Source organism: Microbacterium sp. VKM Ac-2870 (genome assembly GCF_015350795.1).
Taxonomy (GTDB): Bacteria; Actinomycetota; Actinomycetes; order Actinomycetales; family Microbacteriaceae; genus Microbacterium.
The window spans coordinates 15,863-41,028 of the sequence record NZ_JADKSH010000004.1 but is presented as its reverse complement, the minus strand read 5'-3'; the positions used below and the strand labels follow the sequence as shown (position 1 = coordinate 41,028).

24 protein-coding genes and 1 pseudogene are annotated in these 25,166 nt (G+C 69.1%); 10 read left to right on the top strand and 15 right to left on the bottom strand.

All coding sequences use genetic code 11. The features are described from left to right. Positions 1 to 11 precede the first annotated feature (11 nt). Positions 12 to 302 carry a chorismate mutase gene (locus ITJ43_RS10990; RefSeq protein WP_194583899.1) on the bottom strand — a complete coding sequence of 97 codons (291 nt, stop codon included), beginning with the start codon at positions 300 to 302 and terminating at the stop codon, positions 12 to 14. A 64-nt stretch (positions 303 to 366) separates the two neighbouring features. Here ITJ43_RS10990 and ITJ43_RS10985 point away from each other — a divergent pair, with 64 nt between their 5' ends. Beyond that, positions 367 to 1,449, top strand: coding sequence for an AI-2E family transporter (locus ITJ43_RS10985; RefSeq protein WP_228495787.1), 1,083 nt, complete (start codon positions 367 to 369; stop codon positions 1,447 to 1,449). A gap of 151 nt (positions 1,450 to 1,600) precedes the next feature. On the opposite strand, the gene ITJ43_RS10980 is transcribed toward ITJ43_RS10985, so the two are convergent. From ITJ43_RS10980 to ITJ43_RS10945, 8 genes are all read right to left on the bottom strand, one after another. Continuing rightward, entirely contained in the window at positions 1,601 to 2,644 is a 1,044-nt protein-coding gene (locus tag ITJ43_RS10980; RefSeq protein WP_194583898.1) for a lactonase family protein, read from the bottom strand. 1 nt (position 2,645) lies between these two features. Continuing rightward, positions 2,646 to 3,932, bottom strand: coding sequence for an adenylosuccinate synthase (locus ITJ43_RS10975; protein WP_194583897.1), 1,287 nt, complete (start codon positions 3,930 to 3,932; stop codon positions 2,646 to 2,648). 68 nt (positions 3,933 to 4,000) lie between these two features. After that, complete coding sequence (locus ITJ43_RS10970; RefSeq protein WP_194583896.1) at positions 4,001 to 4,801, bottom strand: inositol monophosphatase family protein; 801 nt, start codon at positions 4,799 to 4,801, stop codon at positions 4,001 to 4,003. Further along, positions 4,798 to 5,529: a glycerophosphodiester phosphodiesterase gene (locus ITJ43_RS10965; RefSeq protein WP_228495786.1), complete on the bottom strand. Its 732-nt coding sequence runs from the start codon at positions 5,527 to 5,529 to the stop codon at positions 4,798 to 4,800. Before ITJ43_RS10965 ends, ITJ43_RS10970 begins: the two co-directional genes overlap by 4 nt. Then, on the bottom strand, positions 5,529 to 6,608 hold the full coding sequence (locus ITJ43_RS10960; RefSeq protein WP_323741206.1) for an ABC transporter ATP-binding protein: 1,080 nt from the start codon (positions 6,606 to 6,608) through the stop codon (positions 5,529 to 5,531). Before ITJ43_RS10960 ends, ITJ43_RS10965 begins: the two co-directional genes overlap by 1 nt. An 11-nt stretch (positions 6,609 to 6,619) precedes the next feature. After that, a complete protein-coding gene (locus tag ITJ43_RS10955) occupies positions 6,620 to 7,441 on the bottom strand; it encodes an ABC transporter permease (protein ID WP_194583894.1) in 822 nt (273 codons plus the stop codon). Continuing rightward, positions 7,441 to 8,388: an ABC transporter permease gene (locus ITJ43_RS10950; protein WP_194583893.1), complete on the bottom strand. Its 948-nt coding sequence runs from the start codon at positions 8,386 to 8,388 to the stop codon at positions 7,441 to 7,443. Before ITJ43_RS10950 ends, ITJ43_RS10955 begins: the two co-directional genes overlap by 1 nt. Then, positions 8,385 to 9,536 (bottom strand): extracellular solute-binding protein, encoded by a 1,152-nt coding sequence (locus ITJ43_RS10945; RefSeq protein ID WP_194583892.1) that lies wholly within the window; start codon positions 9,534 to 9,536, stop codon positions 8,385 to 8,387. The genes ITJ43_RS10950 and ITJ43_RS10945 overlap by 4 nt, the downstream gene beginning before the upstream one ends. Positions 9,537 to 9,748: 212 nt before the next feature. Here ITJ43_RS10945 and ITJ43_RS10940 point away from each other — a divergent pair, with 212 nt between their 5' ends. From ITJ43_RS10940 to ITJ43_RS10900, 9 genes and pseudogenes are all read left to right on the top strand, one after another. Continuing rightward, on the top strand, positions 9,749 to 10,498 hold the full coding sequence (locus ITJ43_RS10940; RefSeq protein WP_323741205.1) for a DeoR/GlpR family DNA-binding transcription regulator: 750 nt from the start codon (positions 9,749 to 9,751) through the stop codon (positions 10,496 to 10,498). A gap of 22 nt (positions 10,499 to 10,520) precedes the next feature. Then, positions 10,521 to 11,963: an argininosuccinate synthase gene (argG, locus tag ITJ43_RS10935; protein ID WP_194583891.1), complete on the top strand. Its 1,443-nt coding sequence runs from the start codon at positions 10,521 to 10,523 to the stop codon at positions 11,961 to 11,963. Between the two features lie 78 nt (positions 11,964 to 12,041). Continuing rightward, complete coding sequence (locus tag ITJ43_RS10930; RefSeq protein WP_194583890.1) at positions 12,042 to 12,665, top strand: TetR/AcrR family transcriptional regulator; 624 nt, start codon at positions 12,042 to 12,044, stop codon at positions 12,663 to 12,665. Then, the gene (locus ITJ43_RS10925) at positions 12,665 to 13,360 is read left to right on the top strand and encodes a hypothetical protein (RefSeq protein WP_194583889.1); all 696 of its coding nucleotides are present in this window, start codon (positions 12,665 to 12,667) and stop codon (positions 13,358 to 13,360) included. Before ITJ43_RS10930 ends, ITJ43_RS10925 begins: the two co-directional genes overlap by 1 nt. Continuing rightward, positions 13,357 to 15,210 carry a YhgE/Pip family protein gene (locus tag ITJ43_RS10920; RefSeq protein WP_194583888.1) on the top strand — a complete coding sequence of 618 codons (1,854 nt, stop codon included), beginning with the start codon at positions 13,357 to 13,359 and terminating at the stop codon, positions 15,208 to 15,210. The genes ITJ43_RS10925 and ITJ43_RS10920 overlap by 4 nt, the downstream gene beginning before the upstream one ends. Positions 15,211 to 15,336: 126 nt before the next feature. Further along, positions 15,337 to 16,203, top strand: coding sequence for an AraC family transcriptional regulator (locus tag ITJ43_RS10915; protein ID WP_194583887.1), 867 nt, complete (start codon positions 15,337 to 15,339; stop codon positions 16,201 to 16,203). Positions 16,204 to 16,214: 11 nt separating this feature from the next. Next, positions 16,215 to 16,499, top strand: a pseudogene (locus ITJ43_RS15415) (GNAT family N-acetyltransferase); the annotation flags it as partial. Positions 16,500 to 16,720: 221 nt separating this feature from the next. Continuing rightward, the gene (locus tag ITJ43_RS10905) at positions 16,721 to 17,311 is read left to right on the top strand and encodes an SRPBCC family protein (protein ID WP_194583886.1); all 591 of its coding nucleotides are present in this window, start codon (positions 16,721 to 16,723) and stop codon (positions 17,309 to 17,311) included. Then, the gene (locus ITJ43_RS10900; protein ID WP_194583885.1) at positions 17,308 to 18,753 is read left to right on the top strand and encodes a phytoene desaturase family protein; all 1,446 of its coding nucleotides are present in this window, start codon (positions 17,308 to 17,310) and stop codon (positions 18,751 to 18,753) included. The genes ITJ43_RS10905 and ITJ43_RS10900 overlap by 4 nt, the downstream gene beginning before the upstream one ends. A gap of 168 nt (positions 18,754 to 18,921) precedes the next feature. Here the strand turns inward: ITJ43_RS10900 and mnhG are convergent, their stop codons facing one another. From mnhG to ITJ43_RS10870, 6 genes are read right to left on the bottom strand one after another with little or no spacing between them, the layout of a single operon-like run. Next, a complete protein-coding gene (gene mnhG, locus ITJ43_RS10895; RefSeq protein ID WP_194583884.1) occupies positions 18,922 to 19,278 on the bottom strand; it encodes a monovalent cation/H(+) antiporter subunit G in 357 nt (118 codons plus the stop codon). Then, a complete protein-coding gene (locus ITJ43_RS10890; protein ID WP_194583883.1) occupies positions 19,275 to 19,544 on the bottom strand; it encodes a monovalent cation/H+ antiporter complex subunit F in 270 nt (89 codons plus the stop codon). Before ITJ43_RS10890 ends, mnhG begins: the two co-directional genes overlap by 4 nt. Further along, positions 19,541 to 20,122: a Na+/H+ antiporter subunit E gene (locus ITJ43_RS10885; RefSeq protein ID WP_194583882.1), complete on the bottom strand. Its 582-nt coding sequence runs from the start codon at positions 20,120 to 20,122 to the stop codon at positions 19,541 to 19,543. The genes ITJ43_RS10890 and ITJ43_RS10885 overlap by 4 nt, the downstream gene beginning before the upstream one ends. Next, entirely contained in the window at positions 20,119 to 21,684 is a 1,566-nt protein-coding gene (locus ITJ43_RS10880; protein ID WP_194583881.1) for a Na+/H+ antiporter subunit D, read from the bottom strand. Before ITJ43_RS10880 ends, ITJ43_RS10885 begins: the two co-directional genes overlap by 4 nt. Then, a complete protein-coding gene (locus ITJ43_RS10875; protein ID WP_194583880.1) occupies positions 21,681 to 22,232 on the bottom strand; it encodes a Na(+)/H(+) antiporter subunit C in 552 nt (183 codons plus the stop codon). The genes ITJ43_RS10880 and ITJ43_RS10875 overlap by 4 nt, the downstream gene beginning before the upstream one ends. Beyond that, complete coding sequence (locus ITJ43_RS10870; RefSeq protein ID WP_194583879.1) at positions 22,229 to 25,165, bottom strand: Na+/H+ antiporter subunit A; 2,937 nt, start codon at positions 25,163 to 25,165, stop codon at positions 22,229 to 22,231. The genes ITJ43_RS10875 and ITJ43_RS10870 overlap by 4 nt, the downstream gene beginning before the upstream one ends. Position 25,166 lies beyond the last annotated feature (1 nt).

Genomic DNA, 25,166 nt, shown 5'->3' with positions numbered 1-25,166 from the left:
TGCGGCCGTCGTCAGTCGGCGGCTGCGGCAGCGGTGTGGTGGCGGATGACCTCGGCGACGACGAAGTTGAACCACTTCTCCGCGAACTCGGGATCGAGGTCGGCTTCGAGCGAGAGCCGGCGCAGCCGCGCGATCTGCTGCTCCTCGCGGCCCGGGTCCGACGCCGGCATGCGGTGCTCGGCCTTCAGAACTCCGACCTGCTGCGTGCAGCGGAACCGCTCGGCCAGCAGAAAGATGAGCGCCGCGTCGATGTTGTCGATGCTCGCGCGAAGTCGCTGGAGGTGCGCAGTGGCGTCGGTCATTGTGCTCCCTTTCGTCCTTGCCGACCTTAGCGGCTGGAGCAATGTGCACGCCTAGAGTGTGATCATGGCAACGAACAGCGACGAGCCGGGCAGGCGCGTCTGGACCACCCTCAACCGCCCCTTCGCCGCGGGGTTCTTCCTCGTGCTCGGCGGGCTCGTGGCCGTCCTCTTGGGGATGGCCGTGAGCAGTCTCGTCACGGTCTGGATCTACGTCGCCTTCGCCCTCTTCGTCGCCCTCGGACTCAACCCGGTCGTGCAGCGACTGCAGCGCCGCGGGGTGGGGCGCGCGTGGTCGATCGTCATCGTCTACTTCACCCTCGCCATCCTGCTGGTCGCGGTCCTGTGGCTGATCGTGCCGACTGTTGTGCAGCAGATCGCCCAGTTCATCACCGACATCCCGCGGCTGATCTCCGCGTTCCAGCAGACGGACGCCTACGCGTGGGCGCGCAATCAGTTCGGCGACCAGGTGCCCGCCATCATCGCCGAGGTGCAGAAGTTCCTCACCGATCCGGGTCATATCGCCGCAATCGGCGGCGGAGTGTTGCAGATCGGCGTCTCGATCGGAACGGCCATCTCGGGCACGATCATCATCATCGTGCTGAGCCTGTACTTCCTCGCATCCTTGACGGAGATCAAGCAGGCCTTCTATCGCCTGCTCCCCGCCCGTAGCCGGGCTCTCGCGGCCGACCTCACCGAGCAGATCACCGATTCGGTGGGCGGCTACCTCGGCGGCATGGTGGTGCTGGCATTCTTCAACGCGCTGGTCAGCTTCATCCTCTACTCGATCCTCGGGCTGCCATTTCCCGCGTTGATGGCCGTCGTCGCGTTTTGCCTGACGATCATCCCGCTCGTCGGCACCGTCCTGTTCTGGGCCATCGCCTCCGTCGTCGCACTGTTCGCCAGCCCCCTGTCTGCCCTCATCTTCGCGGCGGCGTATCTGGTCTACATGCAGCTCGAGGCATACGTGCTCACCCCGAAGGTCATGAACAAGGCCATCGCCGTTCCGGGCGCCCTGGTCGTGATCGGCGCCCTCGTCGGCGGAACGCTCATGGGTCTGCTCGGCGCACTGGTGGCGATCCCGGTCACGGCATCGATCCTGCTCATCATCAAGAAGGTCTTCATCCCGAAGCAGGATGCCGCGACCTGAAGCCGCCCCTGACCCCGCACGCCGCGGCATCCCGCCGCCTGGGCGCAGGCGATCTGCCGGAAGCAGGCAGATTCTGCGCGCATGATCCTGTTCCCGGCCGGATGCCTGCGTTCAGCCGGCCGGATGCCGGCGCTCGGGCGCCCGTGGCGGCTCAGCGGTCGAGGAGCAGACAGGTCGGCGACGGCGCGTCGACGCGGCGTCGGGGACGAGCGGGCACGCCGGTACGTTCGTCGATCGTGAGCTGCGCCACCTCGTGGGAGCGCTCGCCCGCGACGAGCAGCGTGTCACGCACGACGACGTGGTGCCGTGGCCAGTCCACGCCCGCGTCGACCAGGGCGACCGGGCGCAGCTCGGCTCCGGTGCCCCTCACTTCCACGACGGCGATGGTGTTCGATCCACGCAGTCCGGCGAAAACGAACCGGCCGTCGTGGGAGAGCGTGATCTCCGCCGCGGCATCCGCGTCCGTCGCCACTGGCGACAGCGGCACGCCCGCGATCATCCGCCACGTCCCGCTGACGTCGGGCCCGAGCACGAAGAGCTCGTTCGACAGCTCGGTGACGACGAACAGATGTCCCGACGGGTGCCATCGGCTGTGCCGCGGACCGGTGCCGCGGGGGAGCACGACGTCCTGCGGGCCCCGCGCGCCGGATCCGTGCCAGAAACGCACCAGATCGAATCCGAGATCGGTGGTCGCGAACGTGTCGCGCGGCAGAAAACGGGTGTGGTGCGCGCGCGACGGTCGAGGCGCCGTGGTGGACATACCGGCCATGGCATACGGGTCTTCGGCCTCGGCGAGCGCGGTCGGTGCCGAGGGCCGCCCGTCGGCACCGAGCGCCATCCGGACGAGTCGTCCGTCGCCCCAGCACGCCGCGATCAGCGCGTCGCCGCCCGGTGCGACCGCGACGTGGCACACGGCCTCGCCTGCGGCGACCGGTGCACCGAGCGGCGCGAACGACTCGTCGCCCGTGCGGACGAAGGCCTGCACCGCACCGCGCTGCTCGAGCGCCGCGTAGATCACGGGCAGAGTCGGGTGCCACGCGATCCACGACGGCGAATCGGCACGCACGGCGACGCCGGGGCGTCGCGAGAGCTCACCGCCCGCCGAGATCTCGTCCGGCGCTCCCGCGACGAGGATGCCGACGCCCTCGGCCGCGCCATCCCTGTCGGCGGTGTAGCCGCCGAGGAACAGCCGCATGTCAGTCGACGAGGTCGTGGCGCACGATGACGGCATCGCGCGCCGGTCCCACACCGATCACCGAGATGCGCGTTCCGCTCATCGCCTCGAGAGCGAGCACGTACTCCTGCGCCTGCACCGGAAGGTCTTCGAAGGTGCGGGCACGGGAGATGTCCTCGCTCCAGCCCGGGAAGTACTCCAGGATCGGGGTCGCGTGGTGAAAGTCGCTCTGGCTGACGGGAACCTCGTCGAAACGCTCGCCATCGACGTCGTAGGCGACGCACACCGGGATCTGCTCGAGTCCGGTGAGGATGTCGAGCTTGGTGAGGACGAGGTCGGTGATGCCGTTGATACGCGTGGCGTAGCGGGTGATCGGGGCGTCGTACCAGCCGACACGGCGCGGCCGACCCGTCGTCGTGCCGAACTCGAAGCCGCGGGTACGCAGCCACTCGCCCTGCTCATCGAAGAGCTCGGTCGGGAACGGACCCGAGCCCACGCGGGTCGTGTACGCCTTCACGATGCCGACGATGCGGTCGAGTCGGTTGGGGCCCACGCCCGACCCCGTCGAGGCGCCGCCCGCCGTCGCCGACGACGACGTCACGAATGGGTAGGTGCCGTGGTCGACGTCGAGCATGGTCGCCTGGCCGCCCTCGAAGACCACGACGTCACCGGCATCCAGCGCGGTGGTGAGCAGCAGTCCGGTGTCGGCGACCATCGGTCGCAGGCGTTCGACGTACGACAGCAGGTCTTCGACGACCTCGTCAACGGTGATCGCGCGGCGGTTGAAGACCTTCACCAGGAGGTGGTTCTTCTGATCGAGGGCGCCCTCCACCTTCTGGCGCAGGATGTTCTCGTCGAAGAGGTCCTGGATGCGGATGCCTACTCGGTTGATCTTGTCCGCATACGTCGGACCGATGCCGCGACCGGTCGTGCCGATCATGCGCTTGCCGAGGAAGCGCTCCGTGACCTTGTCGAGGGTGCGGTGGTACTGGGTGATCACGTGCGCGTTGGCGCTGATCTTGAGCCGCGAGGTGTCGAGACCGCGCGCGTTGAGGGCCGACAGCTCGGCGAACAGCACCTCGAGGTCGACGACCACGCCGTTGCCGATGACGGCGTTGACGCCGGGCGACAGGATGCCGGAGGGCAGCAGATGCAGCGCGTACTTCTCGTCGCCGATGACGACGGTGTGACCCGCGTTGTTGCCGCCGTTGAACTTGACGACCCAGTCGGTGCGCTCACCGAGGAGATCGGTGGCCTTGCCCTTGCCCTCGTCTCCCCACTGGACGCCGACGATCACGATGCCTGGCATGGAATGCTCCCCCGTTTTCGGACGGTTGCACCGGGGACGCCGGTACACCCCATCTTATCGAGAGTCGCTCACGCCCGATCCCGGCCGAGAGCCATGTGCCAGGCGCCGAAGAGCTCATCGGCCACCCCGGGCGCTGCCACCATGACGCCGCCGTACGCGGGAAAGAGGCTGGGCCGCCCGGCCTCGTCCCAGACCTCCGCCCCCGCCTCATGGGCGATCAACACGGCGGCGAGATGATCGATCGGGCTGAATCGATGCACGACCGCAGCGCTTCCCCGTCCCGCCGCCGGCCCCAGGAGCGTCAGCGTGCCCGAGCCCATCACGCGCAGCGTGCAGAAGCGCTCGGTGAGCGCGCGCGAGAACTCGAGCATGCCGGGCCAGGCTTCGTGTCCGGCCAGCTCGGTGCTGACCACGCCTCCCCGCAACGTCGCGGTGTCACCGACGTGCAGCGGCTCGCCGTTCTGGCGAGCGCCCTCGCCGGCGCGCGCATCGAAGACGATGTCGCGCCAGGGGTCGGCGACCACTCCGAGCAGGGGTCGGTCATCGATCGCCAACGCCAGGGAGAACGACGTCCACGGCACCCCGTTGGCGAGGTTCGTGGTGCCGTCGACCGGGTCGAGGTACCAGGTGGGCTTTCCCGCGACGGGGCTGCCGCCGTACTCCTCCCCGACGAAGGCATGCTCCGCAAAGCGTTCCGCGATCACGGCTCGCACGCGGCGTTCGATCGCCCGGTCGAGCTCGGTCACCAGATCGGCCGGGTGGGCCTTGGTGTCGACGTCCGAGACCCGGTAGGCGCGGGTTTCGGCGCTGGCCCATGCGCCGAGGTCCAGCGCGATGGCGTGCGCGGCGGCCAGCTCATCGGCATTCATCGGGCATCCTCTCCGACGCCGGCTCCGACGGGAACTGCGGCGATCAATGTCTGCAGCCGATCGAGTCGGTTGGTGGTCACGGTGTCGATGCCGAGCCGCACCGCGCGAGCGAGGTCGTCGCGGTCGTCCACCGTCCAGGCGGTGACCGTGTGACCGAGCTCGTGCACGGCCGAAACGAAGTCCTCGTCGACGAACGCGAATGGCGCGTTGACCGTGACCGGCGCCAGTTCGGCGAGGTCGGCCGCGAGCGGCGGTGTCACCGACCGCCACGGCAGCCAGAGCCGCGCCTCGGTCGAGAGCCCGCGCAGCACGCGCATCGCTTCGATATGGCCGCACCAGTCGACGACGACACCGGATGCCGCCGCCACCTCGTACGCGGCGGCGGCGAACCGTGCGTCGTCCATGTCGATCACGAGGCGGCTGGGTGTCGCGGTGAACTCGGCGATCACGTCTCGCAGCAACGGCGGGCGCTGCTCGGCATCCCCGAAGCGGGCGAGCTCCGCCGTCGACACGGCGTCGATCGGGCGATCATCGCCCCAGAGACGGTCGAGGGTCGCGTCGTGCAAGACGACGACGTCGCCGTCGGCCGTGAGTCGCACGTCGATCTCGACGAACGCCGCGCCCTTTTCGATGGCCGAGCGGATGGCGGGCAGGGTGTTCTCGCGCAGAACGGCAGAGTCGCCGCGGTGAGCGCACGCGCGCGTGGCGCCCAGGCGGTGCGGCGTCATCAGCACGCCGCCGTCTCGACGCGGCGCACGAGGTGTCCGTCACGGTAGATCAGCGCCGAGCCGATGGTCGCGAAGCCGACGTCGCCGACGACCGGAGGTACCCCGGACACGAACGCATTCACCGTCACGTCGTCGCGGCGCAGACGCACCTCGTGGAAGTGGCCGTGCGGCACGACACGCTCGACGACGGCAGGGACAGCTCCGGCGCGACGGTCCGCGGAGTACACGACGTCTTCGGGGCGGACGCCCACGACGCCGACGCCGGCCCCGATCCGCTCGCCGTCGAAGGTGCCCTCGAACCGGTTGAGCGCACCGATGAAGGTCCCGACGAACTCGGTCGCGGGATGCCGGTAGAGCTCGACCGGAGTGCTGAACTGCTCGATGCGCCCGGCGTTCATGACGGCGACGCGATCGGAGATCGACATCGCTTCCTCTTGGTCGTGCGTGACGATCACCGTGGTGATGCCGAGGCGCTGCTGAAGCTCACGGATCTCCTCCCGCACCTTGACCCGCAGCTGCGCGTCGAGGTTGCTCAACGGCTCGTCGAGCAGCAGCAGGTCGGGCTCCTGCACGAGGGCGCGGGCGAGCGCGACCCGCTGCTGCTCCCCGCCGGAGATCTGCGGCGGGCGGGAGTGCTTGTGGTGGAGGAGGTTGACGAGGGCGAGGACGGCCTCGACGCGTTCCTTCACCTCGGCGCGCGGACGGCGTCGCACACGCAGCGGATAGGCCACGTTCTTCATGACGGTCATGTGCGGCCACAGCGCGTAGTTCTGGAAGACCATCGCACTCGGGCGGCGATCTGGTCCCAGCCGCGTGACGTCACGGCCGGCCATGAGGATGTCGCCGGTGTCGGGCGTGAGGAAGCCGGCGATCATCCGCAGCGTCGTCGTCTTGCCGCAGCCCGACGGGCCGAGCAACGAGACGAGCTCGCCGCGCTCGACGGTCAGGTCGAGGCTGTCGATGATCGTGCGCCCGCCCAGCACCTTGGTGAGCGCGCGGAGCTGGAGGCCGTCGGCGGGTGGCGGGGTGGCCGCGTCGACAGCGCAGTCGCTGGCGCGGGGATCGGAGAGGGCGATCACGGAATACTCCTTCATTTGAGCTGGAAGCCTTCGGCGAGCTGGCCGCCCATGACGTGTTTGCGGACGGCCAAGAGGAGGACGACCGAGGGGATGGCGAGCAGGATCGAGAAGACGGCGGCGACCTGCTTCGGATAGTTGAGGACGAGCGTGTACATCTGCGTAGGCATGGTGAGGATGTCGGGGGCACCCACCAGGTAGGTGCCTTGCGCCTCGTCGAAGGCGGCGAGGAAGGCCATCACCGCGCCGACCAGGATGCCGGGAAGCGCCATACGCAGCGTCACGGTGAAGAACACCCGGGCGCGGGAGGCACCGGCATCCCGCGCGGCTTCTTCGAGTGCTCGCGGCACCGCGGAGAACGCGGCCGACGGGATCCACGTCATGAACACGATCGTGCCCAGCAGTTGGACCACCACGACGCCGGCCGTGGTGTTCATCAGCCCCAGCGCGTAGTACAGCGACGCGAGGGTCGCGAACAGGCCCATCTTGGGGAAGGCGTTCGTCGCGAACAGGCCGATCAGGAAGAGGCGCCGGCCGGGGAACTCGAACCGGGCGAACGCGTAGGCGGCCGGAAGACACACCACGGCCGACACGAGTACCACGATCGGCGTGATCATCAGCGAGTTCTGGATGGAGGCGCCGAGAGCGGGATCGGAGACGACAGCCGACCACCACCGAAGGGTCCAGCCGTCGGGGAGCAGATGCGGGAAGGTCCAGCTCTCGGCGAAGGCGTGCGCGCCCAGCCAGACGATGGGCCCGAGGACGAAGACGAGCAGCACGAGGGCGAACACCGCGATGGCGCCGCCGCGGAGCGCACGGGTGAGAAGTGTCGACATCAGACCCGTCCCTCCCGGCGTGCGGAGCGGAAGTTCGCCCAGACGTAGAGGGCGCCGATACCCGAGGCGATCAGGAACACGACGAAGGCCATGACCAGCGACTGCTGCGGTTGGTTGTACGACGTGAAGTAGTTGGCGATGGACACCCCGAGCATGGTGGGCGCGTTCGCCCCTGTGAAATAGGGCACCGTATACGAGCCGATCACGCCGATGGCCGTGAAGGTGACGGCGATCACGATCGGCACAGCGCTCATCGGCAGCAGGATGGTGCGCACGATCCGGCCGGTGCCGGCCCCGGCATCCCGCGCCGCATCGATGAGCGCATCGGGAATCGACTGCAGCCCCGAGGCGATCATCAGCACGGCGAACGGCAGCGAGGTCCACGCCGAGCCCAGCACGATGGCGACGACGGAGTACGACCACACCGGGCCGTCGATACCGAGCTGGGCGCTGAGGGTGCGGATGAAGCCGTCGGCGGAGGTGAAGGTCAAGATCGCCCACGAGGCGATGACGACCGGGATGAACAGCGGCACGATCGCCACCGTCGACAGCAGCCGGGCGAGCCAGCCGCCGCGAAGGCGCAGGTACAGACCCACACCACCGGCCAGCAGGAGCACGACCAGGGTGCTGACCACCGTCACGGCGAGGGTCAGCACCAGATCGTCCCAGAACTCCGGCGTGACGAAGACGTCGCCGTACGCGGCGAAGGTGGGCACGGCCCCGTCCGCGCGGTGGACGTTCTGGCCCACGGCCGCGACCACCTCGTTGAGCCCACCGGTGAAGCCCACGCTGAACGCGAGCGCCAGCAACACGGGCAGCCCGACGAACGCGGTGACCACGAGCACGGGCGGCAGGGCGAGGACGAACCCCGCCACCGCGGACCGCGAAGCCGCACGGGCTCCACGATCCGCGGCGCGGGTCGCCGTCGCTGCGGCGATCGCTGTCACTTGCCGGGAACCTTCTGCGCCCAGGCCTTGTTCATGTCGGCCGAGTTGGTGGCGAAGTAGGTGGGGCGAAGGTTCGCGATGTTCGCGTTCTGGAAGGTGCTCTGCACCTCGGCGGGGAGCTTGTCGAGCGCGATCACGGGGTAGCCCGCGATGCTGTCGGCGACGAGGCTCTGCGCGGCGGGCGTGAGCAGCCACGAGAGCAGCTTCTGCGCGGCGGCCTGTCGCGGCGTCGCCGACGGGATGCCGAGGTAGCTCGCACCACCGGTGAACGAGGGGTTCTCGATCTGCGTGTACGCGATGTTCGAGGGGATCTGACCGTTCTTGACGCCCGTGACGAACTGGTCGCTCCACACCGGCGCCATGGAGATCTGTCCGCTGGAGAGCAGGTCGAGCACCTGGCTGTTGCCGTTCGGGTAGACGCCCTTCTGATAGACGAAGGGGTTGAGCGACGCGAGGGTGGCGAACCCCTTGTCCCAGTCGCCCTCGACCTCCGGAGCCGAGCCCGTGACGAGCTTGGTGCGGTCGGCGTCGGGCACGTTCTGGTCGAGCACGGTCGTGACGAACGCGGCGCCGCTTCCACCGGTGCTCGGCGAGTTGTAGGTGAACTGACCGGGGTTGGCCTGGATCCAGGCGAGCAGGTCCGACAGGGTCTTCGGGGGCTGGGGAACGGTGGCCGTGTTGTAGGCGAGCACGACGCTCGACCCGCGGTACGGGACCGCTCCGTCGCCGCCGGCCTGCACCAGCGAGGACGGGATGTCGGCGATTCCGGGGACCTCGGCCGTGCCTACCTTGGTGAGGAGGCCGGATGCCGCGGCCTGCGCGACGAACCCGGCATCCACGAGGTCGTAGCCCGGGTCGCGGTGCTGCACGGTGGCGGCGGTGAGCTTGGCCACCGTCTGCTGGTCGTGGGTGCCGTGCAGGTCGAAGTCGACCGTGACGGAGGAGCCGGGGTTGTCCTTCTCGAACGCGGGGATGAGGGTCTTCTGCCACAGATCCTGGATGTTGGTGTCGGCGCTGACGAACACGGTGAGGGCCGTGTCGGCGGAGCCGGACGACGAGGCGTCGGCCGGGCCCTGGCTGCACCCGGCGAGGGTGAGCGCCGCCACCGAGACGGCGGCGAGGGAGGCGATCAGACGGAGGTTTTTCACAGAGCACTCCTGGGGGAAGGAAGAGGTGAGGTGGGGGTCGGCCGCCGCGTCGGGTTCGCAGGCGGCCGATGTCACGCTAACCTCCGCGCTCATTTGTGGCGATACGCCATAGGGAGGTTTCAAATGAGCGCCAGAACCTGTTCAGATGCCGTTAACATGAGCGCAAATGCGCACCGTCAGAGTGTGATCACCCCTGCACAGAAGGATGGGACGTGTTGACACACCAACGTGAGGCCGCGATCATCGAGCGGCTCGAAGCCGTCGGCAGCGTGACGGTCGACGAGCTCTCTCGCCTGCTGGACGTCAGCGGCACGACGATCCGGCGCGATCTCGAACGTCTCGAGCTGGATGCGCGCCTGCGGCGGGTGCACGGCGGAGCGACGGTCGCCCGGCGCCCCGATGCCACCGCCCCGGAGCTCGATGCCGATACGCGCGAGAAGGAAGCGATCGCGCGAGCGACGGTCGATCTGATCGCGGACGGCGAGGTCGTTCTGCTCGACATCGGCATCACGACGTTGCGCATCGCTCGGCATCTGCGCGGGCGGGCGGTGACGGTGATCACCAACAGCCTCGCCGTGCTCGATGCGCTACGCGACGACGACGCCGTGTCGCTCGTGCTGCTCGGCGGTGTCGTCGGTTCGAAGCCCCGCACCCTCGTCGGTCCTCTGACCGAAGAGGGACTCGCGCAGGTGCGGGCCGATATCGCCGTCATCAGCAGCACGGGCGTCAAGAACGACGGCGCGGTCGTCACCGATCTGACGCAGGAGGCGAGCATCAAGGTGCGGATGCGCCACGCGGCCGACCGCGCGATCCTCGTCGCCAACACCTCCAAGTTCCCCGGCAGCGGTTCGTACCGTGTTGCATCGCTCGGCGACTTCGAGACCGTCGTGACCACGAACACGGCGGATGCCGAGACGCTCGCCGCCGCCGCGCAGGCGGGTGTGCGAATCGTGCGGGTCTAGCCCCGCCGGTAGGCTGGGCGGCATGTCGAAGGTCCTTCAGTCCCTGCCCGTCGGCGAGCGCGTCGGCATCGCCTTCTCGGGGGGTCTCGATACCTCCGTCGCCGTCGCCTGGATGCGCGACAAGGGCGCGGTGCCCTACACCTACACCGGCGACCTCGGCCAGTACGACGAAGACGACATCGCCTCGATCCCCGGTCGCGCCCTCCAGTACGGGGCCGAGAAGTCGCGCCTCATCGACTGCAAGCCGCTGATGGTCGAAGAAGGCCTCGTCGCGCTGGCGTGCGGCGCCTTCCACATCCGCTCGGGGGGCCGCACGTACTTCAACACGACCCCGATCGGCCGCGCCGTCACCGGCACGCTGCTGGTGCGTGCGATGAAGGAAGACGGCGTCGACATCTGGGGCGACGGCTCGACCTACAAGGGCAACGACATCGAGCGGTTCTACCGCTACGGCCTGCTGGCCAACCCTGCCCTGCGCATCTACAAGCCCTGGCTGGATGCCGATTTCGTCACCGAACTCGGCGGCCGCAAGGAGATGAGCGAGTGGCTCGTCGCCCACGACTTCCCGTACCGCGACTCCGTCGAGAAGGCGTACTCCACCGACGCCAACATCTGGGGTGCCACGCACGAGGCGAAGACCCTCGAGCACCTGGACGTCTCGCTCGAGATCGTCGACCCGATCATGGGCGTGCGCTTCTGGGACCCCGCGGTCGAGATCGCCACGGAAGACGTGTCGGTCACCTTCGAGGCCGGCCGTCCGGTCGCGCTGAACGGTGTCGAGTTCACGGACACCGTCGCTCTCGTGCGCGAGGCGAACGCCATCGGCGGTCGTCACGGCCTCGGCATGAGCGACCAGATCGAGAACCGGATCATCGAGGCGAAGTCGCGCGGCATCTACGAGGCCCCGGGTATGGCCCTGCTGTTCATCGCGTACGAACGCCTGGTCAACGGCATCCTCAACGAAGACACCCTCGCGACCTATCACGAGCAGGGCCGGCGCCTCGGACGCCTGATGTACGAGGGCCGCTGGCTCGAGCCCCAGTCGTTCATGCTGCGCGAGTCGATCCAGCGCTGGGTCGGTTCCGCGATCAGCGGAACGGTCACGCTGCGTCTGCGCCGCGGCGAGGACTACACGATCCTCGACACCGTCTCGAAGAACCTCTCGTACGCCCCGGAGAAGCTGTCGATGGAGCGCGTCGGCGACGCCGCGTTCGGTCCCACCGACCGCATCGGGCAACTCACGATGCGCAACCTCGACATCGCCGACTCCCGCGCCCGGCTGGAGCAGTACGCCGGACTCGGCCTGCTCGGCGGAGCGACGGCCGAACTGGTCGGCGAGCTCGCATCGGGCGAGTCGGCCGAGATCACCGGCCACGCCGCCCCGTTCGACGCGGCCCGCGAGCAGCTGGCGGAGGCGCTCGACGAGGCATCCGAGTCGGCATCGTTCGACTTCGGCGCCGACTGACGTTCGATCGGGGCTCGCGGCGGAACGCGCCGTGTCAATTAACTTGCACATCGATGTGCATGTTCTTACACTTGCGGAGTGACGACAACCGCTCCCCTCCGTCAGCTCCGCAAGGATGCCGCGGCGAACCGCGCCGGAATCCTCCGTGCGGCCGCGGCCACGCTGGCGATCGACCCCACCGCCTCGATCGACCAGATCGCGCGCGCCGCAGGCCTCTCCCGCCGCGCCCTGTACGGACACTTCGACGATCGTCAGGCTCTGCTGTCCGAGCTCATCTCCGCGGGCGCCCAGCGCTTCAACGCCATCGCGTCATCGGTGGACGAACCGCACCCGCCGCTCGCGCTGGCGCGGCTGACTGCCGCCCTGTGGACCGAAGCCGCGCACGTGCAGATCGCGGCGGCGCTCGCCCTCGACGACACCCACCTCGAGCACACCGCGGTGGCGCTCGCTCCACTGAGGCGAGCGCTGGCCGCCATCGTGCGCACCGGTCAGGATGACGGGACGCTCCGCACCGATATCGCCGCGCCCACACTGGCTCGTCTCATCGAGGAGACCGCACGCGCGGCCGTGAGCCGGATCGACGCGTCCTCGCCCATCTCCACTTCGCTGGCCGTCCGCGCCGTGCTGAGCATCGCGGGCCTCTCGTGGCGCGAGTCCGAGGCACTGTTGAGCGCCCACCCCGACGTGATGGAGGCGAAGTGATGCGCGTGCGTCTCGAACAGGTGCAGAAGGGCCGCCGCGGAGAGGCCCTCGGCTCGACGAGCCTGACCTACCGCAGCGACCGCGCCACGCTCGCCGTCGCAGAGACCGAGCAGCGCCCGACCGTGCTCGGCCTCATCGCCTCCGGCCGGATGCGCCCGGATGCCGGCACGGTCGCGCTCGACGACGCCACCGGCCGTCGGGCCCACAACGCGCTCCGACGCCGCGTCGCCCTCGTCGATGCGCCCGACGTGAGCGAGCCGGCCCCGAACATCGCCGTGGCCGGTGTCGTCGCCGAAGAGCTCATGTTCGCCGGTCTCGCATCCGACCCGCTGTCGGCGCGGCGGTGGCTCGATGAGCACGACCTCCGCTCGTCGGCACGACTGCCGATCGCCGATCTCGCGCCCGCGCACCGCCTGCGCATCCTCCTCGAGCTCGCGTCGGCACGCCCCGGGGTCGACGGACTCGTCCTCGTCTCCCCCGACCGCCACGGCGGCGACCCGGCACAGTGGTGGGAGCTGGCCGAGGAGTTCGCCGAACGGGGGTACGCCGTGCTCGTCATCGCCGGCGAAGCGGCCGCCTCCGCCTTGGCCGATAGCTCAGCGTCCGCCGCGCTCCATCCGTCCAGCGCCCGCGTCCTGAAGCCCAGCCGGCTCCGCCTACGCACCACCACTCCCCTCGCCGGAGGCCACCGATGAAGATTCCCGCCATGATCGCTGCCGAGCTGCGGCGCCTGACAGCGACACGCATGTCGGTCATCGCCCTCATCGCCCTCATGCTGGTGCCGGTGCTCTACGGCGGCTTGTACCTCTGGGCGAACCAGGATCCGTACGGGCACTTCTCCGAGGTCCCGGTCGCCCTCGTCGACCTCGACGAGGGCTCGGGCACCGGTTCGGATGCCGCGCAGTACGGCAGCCAGGTCTCGAAGCAGCTCATCGACGGCCACGCGTTCGACTGGCGTGCCCTCAGCGAGGCGGATGCCGCGGCCGCCCTGCACGACGGCACAGTCGATTTCATCGTGACGATCCCGGCCGACTTCTCCACTGCGCTCGTCTCCTCCGGCGGCTCCGCCCCGCGGCAGGCGACGATCGGTCTGCAGACCAACGACGCCAACAACTACCTCGCCTCCACGATCGGCACCCAGGCCGTGGACAAGATCCGCCGCTCCGTCGCCGAACTCGTCGGGAAAGAGGCCGCCTCGCGCCTTCTCGGCGGTTTGAGCGATATTCGGGCTCAGCTGGTGCAGGCGAGGGACGGCGCGACGACGCTCACCGACGGCGCGCAACAGGTGGCAGACGGCAGCACGACCCTCGCGCACGGCACCGCGGCGCTCGCACAAGGTGCGGGAACGCTGACCGACGGAGCGACCCAGGTCGCCGGCGGCGCCGCGCAGGTCGCTGACGGCGCGAGCCGGGTCTCGGCCGGCACCGCGACGCTCGACGGGTATGCCGACCGCGCGGCATCCGCCGGCGAGCGCGTCGTCAGCTCCCTCCCGCAGGCCCGCGACGACATCGCGAAGCTGCTGGCCGATCGCGGCGTCGACCAGTCCACGATCGATCAGGTGCTCGCCGCGCTCGATCCCATCGGGGATGCCGCGGTCACCGGCAACGACCGACTGCAGGCCGCGGTGGCCCAGGTGGACCAGCTCGCCGCCGGCGCTGCCCAGGTCGCCTCCGGTGCGACCCAGGTGTCGTCGGGCGCGGCCCAGGTCGCCTCCGGGGCGGGAACGCTCGCCGACGGTGCGAACCAGGCTGCCGCGGGCGCCGCGACCCTCTCGTCCGGCGCGGGCCAGGTGGCGGGCGGCGCGGCGCAGTTGCGCGACGGACTGGGCAAGGGTGTGGAGGCGATTCCCGACACGGATGCCGCAACCCGCGACGCGCAAGCCAAGACCATCTCCGACCCGGTCGCGGTCGACTCCAGCGCGCAGACGTCGGCGGGAGACTATGGTGCGGGCCTCGCGCCCTTCTTTGCCGCCCTCGCAGGATGGATCGGCATCTACGCACTGTTCCTCATCGTCAAGCCGATCTCGCGCCGCGCCGTGACGGCCCTGCGCTCGCCGATCCGCGTCACGATCGCGGGCTGGCTGACCCCTGCCCTGCTCGGCAGCGTGGGAATGGTGGCGCTGTTCGGCGTGCTGTCGTTCGCGCTGGGATTCCGGTTCGCGAACCCCATCGGCACCCTCGGCATCCTGATGCTCGCTTCCTTCACCTACGCGGCGATCATCCTCGCGCTGAACGTCTGGCTCGGCTCGGTGGGTCAGTTCGTCGGACTTGTCCTGATGGTGCTGCAGTTGGTGACCGCGGGAGGCACGTTCCCCTGGCAGACCCTGCCCGCACCCCTCGCCGCACTGCACCACGTGCTGCCGATGGGCTACGTCGTCGACGCGATGCGGCAGCTGATGTACGGCGGCGACATCGCACGCGTGAGCGGCGACATCGCCGTGCTGCTGGTGTGGGTGGGCGGCGCCGTCGCGCTCGCCGCCGTGGGCGTGACCCGGATGACCCACCGCCGCACGCTCCGCGATCTGCAGCCGAGCCTCATCGGGTAGCCGCGCTGCGCTCGGTGATCGACCGGCTGACGAGCCGGTTCCAGAGCACGGAGGCGACCCGATCGGACCGCGATAGTAGGGTGCAGATCGTGACGACCCGGAAGTGTAGGTGTCGAAGGAGGCGTCATGATCGCGGAGCTGAACAGACTGGTCGAACGGGTTGAAGGTGGTCTGGACGACGGCCTCGACGTGGCATCCGTGGCGCGAGAACTCGGCACGACGGAGTACCACCTCCGGCGGATGTTCTCGTCGCTCGCCGGGATGCCGCTGTCGGAGTACGTCCGGCGGCGCCGAATGACAGTCGCGGCAGCGGATGTCGTCGGAGACGACGACCTGCTGAGCGTCGCGGTGCGGTACGGCTACGGATCAACCGAGGCATTCGGCCGAGCGTTCCGATCGGTGCACGGCGTCAGCGTCGGCGACGTGAAGCGGAACGGCGGCCCCCTTCGAACGCAACCGCAACTCAGGTTCCGCCTGAACGTAGAAGGGAACATCACCATGGACACCCGAATCACAGATCGACCGGCATTTCTCCTCGTCGGCCACGCCACCCGCGTGCCCCTCGTCCACGAGGGCATCAACCCGCATATCCAGTCCCATATCGCTTCCCTCTCGGCGGAAGAGCACGCACGCCTCACGGCGCTGAGCGATACCGAACCGTCCGGCCTGCTTCAGGTCAGCGCCGACGTAGACCCGGACTACACCGAGGGAAGCGAGCTGACCTACCTGCACGGAGTCGCCGTCACGGGCACGGTCCCGGTGGCCGACGATCTCGACACGATCGAGGTTCCGGCCGGCACGTGGGCGGTGTTCCGCTCCGAGGGCGAGTACCCGGCTGCGCTGCAGGAGGCCTGGGCTGCGACCGCCACTGAGTGGTTCCCGTCGAACCCGTGGCGGCTCCGGCCCGGGCCGTCCATCGTCGCAGTACTCGACCGTGCCGACGATTTCAGCACGGCCACCTGTGAGCTTTGGCTGCCTGTCGAGCGGGCCTGACAACCTCGCTCGTGAGTCGCCTCGTGGAGGCGTACGTGAGGCAGACCGAAAGTGAGAAGGTCTTGCACGTGGGCGAAGCCCACGTGGGGGCGGGCCTTCCCGTGCGATACCGAGCCGAAGTCGAGGATCCCGCGCGCGCGTACGAGAACGCCGTCGTCTACGTCGCAGATCTGAAGTCGGTGGTGGTGGGAATCGCTGTCCTGCAGCAGGATGTCGCCACATCCGAGATCAAGCGGGTCTGGGTGGATCCCGGCGCGCGCGGCCTCGGAATTGGCTCCTTACTCATCGATGCCGTCCTCAGCCAACAGAGCCGTCCTCTCCGTCTCACCGTCTGGGACTGGCGAGACAATGCGGTGAGGGGATCGTGGTGCCCCGGGTTCACCCTTGCGGCGGCGCAGCAGTTCCGCGACGCGGCAGTGGGTGCCCACCTCGTCGAGGGCATGCAGCCGGTCCCCGGTCAACCCCCTCGCCGTCTCCGAGGGCTCGCCTACGATCGGAAGCGACCGGAGGAGACCCCATGGCGACCGCCAGCGTCCGACAGTTCGACTGCACACCCGACGACGTCTTCGCCGTCCTGGGCGACGGATGGGTGTATCCGACGTGGGTGGTGGGCGCCTCGCGCATGCGCGCCGTCGACCCGGATTGGCCGACCGAGGGTTCTCGCATCCACCACTCCCTCGGCGTCTGGCCGGTGCTCATCGACGACGACACGCAGATCATCGAGTGGACGCCGCCACGTCGCGTGCGATTGCGCGCGAAGGCCGGTCCCCTCGGCCGCGCCGTCGTCGTCATAGAGGTGCGTCCACACGGCGACGGATGCGTCGTCCGCCTCGCCGAAGAACCGGTGGGCGCGGCGGGGCGCCTTCCTCGCTTCCTCTGGGCCCCGCTGCTGCATCTGCGCAACGAGGAGACAATTCGACGCCTGAGGTACCTGTCGGAGGGGCGGCGCATCGAGCGCGAGGCGTCACCGTCTCGCAGCTCGGACGACAAGACCTCGCGACCGGGCGTTCCCACTCCCGCCGAGGGCACGCCCGGTGCGGATGCCATCGCAGACGGCGCCGAGGCGACGGAAGCGAATGCCGCAGCCGCGTCGACGGGAGAGGCATGACGGACGTCGCGATCGTCGGATCTGGCCCGAACGGGCTCGCCGCGGCCGTGACGCTCGCGCGCGCCGGGTTGTCGGTCCGCGTGTTCGAGCGCATGGGGCAGCTCGGCGGCGGGGCCCGCACGGCGGAAGTCGTCGCGCCCGGATTCCTGCACGACACGTGCTCGGCGGTGCATCCGCTCGCGCTCGCGTCGCCGTTCTTCCGCGCGTTCGGTCTCGAACGCCGCGTCGACTTCGTCATTCCGGACATCTCCTTCGCTCACCCACTCAGCCGCGCCGACGGTGGATCGGGCATCGCGTACCGCGACCTCGAGCGCACGGCCGCCGAGCTCGGGCGCGACGGCGACGCCTATCGTCGCCTGCTGGCACCGCTCGCGGCGCATGCGCGCGAAGTCGCGCGCATGACCGGATCGTCGCTGCTGCGCGTGCCGCCGCATCCGATCGTGACCGCGCGTTTCGGGCTGCGCGCGCTGCAGCAGGGCAGTCGGTGGTGGGACGCGGGCTTCTCCGACGCGGTCGCCCCCGCGATGATCACCGGTGTCGCCGCACATGCGATCGCCCCCCAGCCCAGCCTCGTCGGCGCCGCCGCCGGTCTTGCCCTGCAGACGCACGCGCACGCCGCCGGGTGGCCCATCCCACTGGGCGGCTCGCAAGCCATCTCAGACGCGATGGCCGATGACCTCCGCGCGCACGGCGGTGAGATCATCACCGACCACGAGGTGCGCGCGCTCGACGAGGTGACCGCCCGTGCCGTGGTGCTCGACGTGACACCCCGCGCACTCGTGCGGCTCGCCGGCGATCGGATGCCGCCCCGCTACCGGCGGCGGCTGGAGGCCTTCCACTACGGCAGCGGCGCAGCGAAGGTGCAGTTCGCGCTGTCGGGTCCGGTGCCGTGGGCCGATGAGCGCATCGCCGAGGCCGGCACGATCCACATCGGCGGCACCCGCGCGCAGATCGCCGCGGGCGAGCGCGAGGTGTTGGCGGGCCGACACGCGGCATCCCCCTACGTCCTCGTCTCACAGCCGTCCGTCTTCGACCCGTCGCGAGCCCCCGTGGGTCAGCACGCGCTCTGGGCGTACACGCACGTACCCACCGGCTCGACCGTCGATCAGACCGAGGCGGTGACACAGGCGATCGAGAACGTCGCGCCGGGCTTTCGCGATCTGATCATCGCTTCGCACAGCTCGACGGCCGCCGAACTCGCCGACGAGAACCCCAACTACATCGGCGGCGACATCGCCGCGGGAACGCCGACGCTGCGTCAGCTGCTGGCACGGCCGGTGTTGAGCACCGACCCGTGGCGGACCCCGATGCCGGGGGTGTACCTGTGCGGAGCGTCGACCGTCCCCGGACCCGGTGTGCATGGACAGTCCGGATGGTTCGCGGCGCGGAGCCTCCTGCGCCACGAGTTCGGCATCGACCGCACCCCGTCATTGGCGCCCTAGCGGCATCCAGAGAGCGCCGGGGCCGGGGCGGATACCCCCCAGCTCCGCGCCCGGCTCACCCGGCAACAACAGTCTCCGTCGCACCGTGGGACGCCGGTCGGTTGTCCACAGAAACAACCCCGGTCGCTCCGCAGATCCCGCCTGGGGAGGAAGCGGTGACAGGGCCTGTCAGCCGCCGGCGGCCGGAGGGGTCTGCCGCGCTGCGGCGAGTTCGTCGACGTAGAGCGACCGCTCGTCGATCGTGCCGTTGCGGTAGGCCTGCCTGCCCACCATGTGCGCCGACAGCGGCGCGGTCGCCAGCTGCATCATGACGATCGGCACCAGGAAGGCGAGCACCGGCCACGATCGAAGCGACAGGGCGATGGCCACGCAGATGAGGATCAGGCCCAGCACCTGCGGCTTCGTGGCTGCGTGCAGGCGGGTGGGTACGTCGTGGAAGCGCAGCAACCCGATCGCGGCGGTCACGCAGAGCAGCCCGCCGATAAGCACAAGCACGAGGGCGGCGATGTCGAAGATCTCGTTCATCGGTTGGTGTTGTCCCTTCGCGCCACGAAGCGAGCCACGGCGATCGATCCGAACACTCCGACCGCGGCGATGATCAGCAGTGCCGGAAGCGATCGAGTGTGGTGATTGATGACCATGTCTGCGCCCAACGCGCACATCACCAACGTGAGCAGTACGTCGGATGCCACCGCGCGGTCGAGGATCGAGGGGCCGACGATGATGCGCCAGAGGGTGAGCAGACCGGCGACGGCGAAGACGACGTAGACGGCGACGATCAGGACGCTCATACGGCCGCACCCCCCTCGCGCGGCGTCTGCGCGCCGGCGGTGCGAATGGCCTCCAGCTGCGCGGGAGAGCCGACCGCTCTGACGATCCGCGACTCCCACCCCTGCACGGCACGACGTTGGTTCTCGACGTCGCGGTCGGACGAGACCCCGAGCACGTGCAGATACAGGATGCGGCGGTCACGGTCGACGTCGACGATGAGAGATCCGGGGATCAGCGAGGCGGTCACCCCGACGTGCGCCATGATCAGATCGTCGTCGGTGCGCAGCGGCACCGCGATCACCGCGGTGCCGGGGTAGCGCCGCGGGTCGAGCGTCTGCCATGCCACGAGCAGCGAGCCGCGGATGAGCGCGAGGAAGAACATCACGACGAACACGACGCCGTACCAGAGGTTCACCCGCCCCGACAGCTCGACCGCCGGAAGCCGGAAGATGCGGGTCACGAACAGGGCGACGATCAGTCCGGTCAGTGCCGCGAGCACCGTGAACTGCCCCCAGAGCAGCATCCACAGGGCGATTAGCCACACGAAGAACGGCAACTGGCGCCAGATCGCAGAGGCCACAGAGGTGGTCGGACTCACGATCCACCTCCCTCGTCGAGCTGAACGAGGGTCACCGGCGTGAGAAGCGCATCGCCGATGCTCGCGCACAGCGTGTACAGCGGCCCCGCGAAGACGGTGAGCGCCACTGTCACCGCGACCATACCCGCCGTCGTGGCGGTCATGATGCGCGGGATGACCCGGCGCGCGCCGGCATCGTCGGCGGCCGGCGCGTCACCGAGGTAGGAGATGCGGTCGACGACACCCGTTTCCTCGGTGTGGTCGTCGTCTTCGCGCCAGAACGCGAGGTTCCAGGCGCGCATCAATGTGTAGAGCGTCAGCAGCGACGTGACGATGCCGCCGATGATGAGCGCGTACATCAGCGGGGTGCCGACCTCGGCCGCGGCGTTGAACAGCGCCAGCTTGCCGATGAATCCCGAGAACGGCGGCAGTCCACCGAGGTTGATGGCGGGGATGAAGAAGAGCACGGCGATCACGGGAGCCGCCCTCATCAACCCCTTCACCTTGAGGATCGAGGTCGAGCCCGCGCGGCGTTCGATGAGCCCCACCGCGAGGAACAACGTGGTCTGCACGATGATGTGGTGCACCATGTAGTAGATCGTCGCGCCGAGGGCGAGCGGCGTGGCGATGGCCAGTCCGAAGACGAGATATCCGACATGGCTGACCAGGGTGAACGACAGGATGCGTTTGAGCTCGGCCTGCGCCAGAGCGCCGAGCACACCGACGATCATCGTGGCGAGCGCAACGATCAGCAGCAGCGTATTGACGTCGTTGTCGCGGAAGATCTGCGTCTCGGTGCGAATCATCGCGTAGACGCCGACTTTGGTCAGCAGGCCGGCGAAGACCGCGGTGACCGGAGCCGGCGCGGTCGGGTAGGAGTCGGGCAGCCAGAACGACAGCGGGAAGACGGCCGCTTTGATACTGAAGGCCAGCAGCAGCATGAGGTGCAGGACGAGCTGGGTCGACGCGGGTAGCTCGGTCATCCGTTCGGCGAGCTGGGCGATGTTGACGGTGCCGAGGGCTCCGTAGATCGCCGCGATCGCCGCGAGGAACAGGATCGACGACACGAGCGACACCACGATGTAGACCGTGCCGGCGCGGATGCGCGACTCGGTCGAGCCGAGGGTGATCAGCACGTACGATGCCACGAGCAGGATCTCGAACCCGACGTACAGGTTGAACAGGTCGCCCGCGATGAACGCGTTGAAGATGCCCGCCGAAAGGATGAGATACGACGGGTGGAAGATCGTGACCGGAGTGTCGTCGTCGCCGTCGGCGGCGCCCTGGCCCACCGAGAACAGCAAGACCGCGAGCAGCACGATGCTGGAGATGACGACCAGCAGCGCGGCCAGCCGATCGACGTACAGGACGATGCCGAAGGGGATCGGCCACCCGCCCACCGAGACGGCGATCGCCTGCCCGGACGAATCGACGGCGTACAGCAGGACGGCGGCGATCGCGAGGACGAGCGTGAGGGTGACGACCGACACACCGACCTGCACGCGCCGCTGACGGCCGAACACCAGCGCGATGCCGGCCCCCAGCAGGGGCAGCGCCACGAGAAGGGGCACCAGCGCGTTCATCGCGGCTCTCCCCCCGGGTGGTCGCGGCCGTCGGCGCGGGGCCGATCGACCGGAGCGTCGTCGCGGATGCCGTCGAGGTCGCGGTGGTGCAGCACCGTGATCGGGGCGGTGTCGGTGCCGACGAAATCGGTGGTGACGATGTCGTCCTGGTCTTCGATGGAGGTCTCGTCGTCCATCTCGTCCTCTTCGACCGTGCCGCGGTCGCGGACGGCGATGTCCTCTTCGTCGTCGAGCACGGTGTCTGCCTGGCCGAGCTGCCACGAACGGTAGATGAGAGCCAGCAAGAACGCCGAGACGGCGAAGGTGATCACGATCGCGGTGAGGGTGAGCGCCTGCGGTAGCGGATCGCTCATCTGATCGACATCGCCGGCGCCGAAGAAGGCGGCGATGCCGGGGCGGCCCATCACGATCAGCAGGAAGAGGTTGGTGGCGTTGCCGAGCAGCAGGAAGCCGATCAGCACCCGCGTGAGGCTGCGCTCGAGCATCGCGTAGACACCGCAGGCGAAGAGGGCGCCCATGATGATCACCAGCACGGCCGAGACGGTCACGAGACGATCACCCCCCGGTCGCGCAGCTCCTGGGTCTGGCGGTCGACCTCGCCGCCGAGCGAGCGCAGCACGTCGAGCACGAGCCCGATGACGACGAGGTAGACGCCGATGTCGAAGAGTGTGGACGTGACGAACTCGAGGTGGCCGATCACGGGGATCTCCGCTTCCCAGAACCAGCTGGTCAACGGCGGCAACCCGAACAGCAGGGGCACGATGGCGCAGGCCACCGCGAGGGTCATTCCGGCTCCGAGCAAGCGCCCGGCATCCGTCGGGGCGGCGGCACCCAACTCGTACCTGCCACCGGCGATATAGCGCATGACCAGTGCCATGCCGGCCACGAGGCCGCCGGCGAACCCACCGCCGGGAAGGTTGTGGCCCGCGAAGAGCAGGTAGATCGAGACGACGATGATCGTGTGGAAGAGGATGCGCACGATCACCTCGAGCATGATCGAGCGGTTCTCGGGGCGCACCTTCTGCCCCCCGACCAGCCACGTCTGGCGCGTGCTGCCGGGCGAGCTCGCCCGCGGGCGCGGGCCTTCATCGGTCTCGATGAGCGGCCGGCGCGTGCGCGTGACCCCCGTCGGCAGCGCCGAGATCGTGCGCGAGATGAGGTCGGAGCGATGCGTCACGAAGACGAGGGAGGCCACGCCGGTCGCGGCGAGGATGAGTACCGAGAGCTCGCCCATGGTATCCCACCCGCGCAGATCGACGAGCGCGACGTTGACCACGTTCTTGCCGTGGCCGAGCTCGTACGCCAGGTCTGGGAAGCGGTCGGAGATCGGCGGGGCCACACGCGCACCGGTGGCCACCATGGCGACCATCGCCATAGTCGCCCCCACGGCGATGGCGAGAACCGCCCGCAGCAGGGGGCGCACCGACGCGTTGTGCTCGCCGAGGCGAGCGGGAATGCGGCGCAGCACCAGCGCGAACGCGATGAGCGTGACGGTCTCGACGAGGATCTGCGTGAGGGCGAGGTCGGGCGCGCCGCTGGTGGCGAACAGCGCGATCATCCCGAGGCCGGTGGCCGACACCAGCACGACGCCCGTGTAGCGTTTGCGCGCCCGCACCGCGAAGATGCCCGCGACGATCATGATCGGTGCGACCACGACCTGCATCGGCGTCTGCCAGAGATCGAGCGAGATCTGCCACGTCGGGCTGGCAAGCAGGGCGGTGCCTTCGGCGGCGACGAAGACGACGAAGATCGTGCCGACGTAGACCGGCAGCGAACCCCGCTGCGTGAATGTCGTCGTCCACACCGCGACCCGGGCGATGACGCGCAGGGTCGCGTTGTAGACGTCGGCCGCGGTGAAGGGCAGGATACGGCGGGGTACCCGTCCGGTGCGCCGCGCGAACCAGAACAACACGGCTCCGAGTGCGATGCTCCCGAGCGACAGGAACAGCGCCGGCTCCCACCCGTGCCAGAGCGCGAGGTGGTACGGATGACCGGCCTCACCGGCGGCTATCGGCAGCGTGTCGGCGTAGCCCGAGAACGCGACGTCGAGCAGCGGGGCGGCGAAGCCGGCGACCACCGACAGTCCCGACAGCAGGATGGGGGCGGCGAGGAAGCCCAGCGGCGGGTCGGGCCACGCCGTGACCGGCAGTGCGTGACCTGCGGCATCCTTCTTGGTCCAGAAGGCACCCCAGATGAAGCGCAGTCCATACGCCGTGGTGAGCACCGAGCCGAGCACGATGCCGATCAGCGGAATCAGGGCGTCCGGGCGCGTCCCGCCCTCGAGCAGCGATGTCAGCACCGCTTCTTTGGCGACGAAGCCGACGGTCGGCGCAAACCCGACCATCGATGCGATGGCGATGATCGAGAAGACGGCGAGCGTGGGCGCCTGGCGACCGACGCCGGAGAGTTCGCCGATGTCGCGCGTGGAGAGCTGCCGGTCGATCACGCCCACCACGAGGAACAGCGACGACTTGAACAGGGCATGGCCGATCAGCAGCGCCAACCCCGCGAGGGCCGAGTTGCGCTCCCCGTAGCCGAGCACGACGGTGAGCATGCCGAGCTGGCTCACGGTGCCGAAGGCGAGGATGCGTTTCAGGTCGGATTCGCGCAGCGCTTGCAGTCCACCGAGCAGCATCGTGAACAGCCCGAGGCTGATGACGATCGGACGCCAGAACTCGCTGTGCGCGAAGGCGGGCGCCAGCCGGGCGATGAGATAGATGCCGGCTTTGACCATGGCCGCGGCGTGGAGGTACGCGCTGACCGGCGTGGGCGCGGCCATCGCTCCCGGCAGCCAGAAATGGAACGGGAAGATGGCCGACTTGCTGAGCGCACCGACCAGCAGCAGCACGATCGCGACGTTGAGCAGGCCTTCGCTTCCGGGCTGCAGCGGGGCCGTGCCGCCGACGATGGCGCTGAGGCTGTTCGTGCCGTACAGCACCGACATCATGACGGCGCCGACGAACATGACCAGTCCGCCGAGCGTGGTGACCAACAGCGCCTGGAGTGCGGAGCGGCGGCTCGCGCCGCGTGCGTGGTAGAAGCCGATCAGGAGGTAGGAGAGGATGCTGGTGATCTCCCACAGCATCACCAACACGATGATGTCGTCGGTGAGCACCAGCCCGTACATCGCGCCGGCGAAGCCCAAGAGCACCGCGGCGAAGAGCCCGACGCCTTCTTTCTTCCCGTCGAAGTACCAGCGGCAGTAGATGAGAACGAGCGCGCCGACACCCGTGACGATGAGCGTCAGCACCCAGCCCAGCGTGTCCATGCGCATCGAGATATCGATGCCCAACTGGGGGATCCACGGCACCGATTCGGTGGCTGTCTGACCGTCGATGACTTCCGGGGTGTGTAGCAGCGCCTGCACGAAACCGATGATCGGCAGAACCGCCGCCACGAGGAATGCCCGCGGGCCGATGCGCCCGAACAACCACGGCAACGTCAGCGGAATCACCGCGAACGCAGCCAGGAGCACAAGCAAT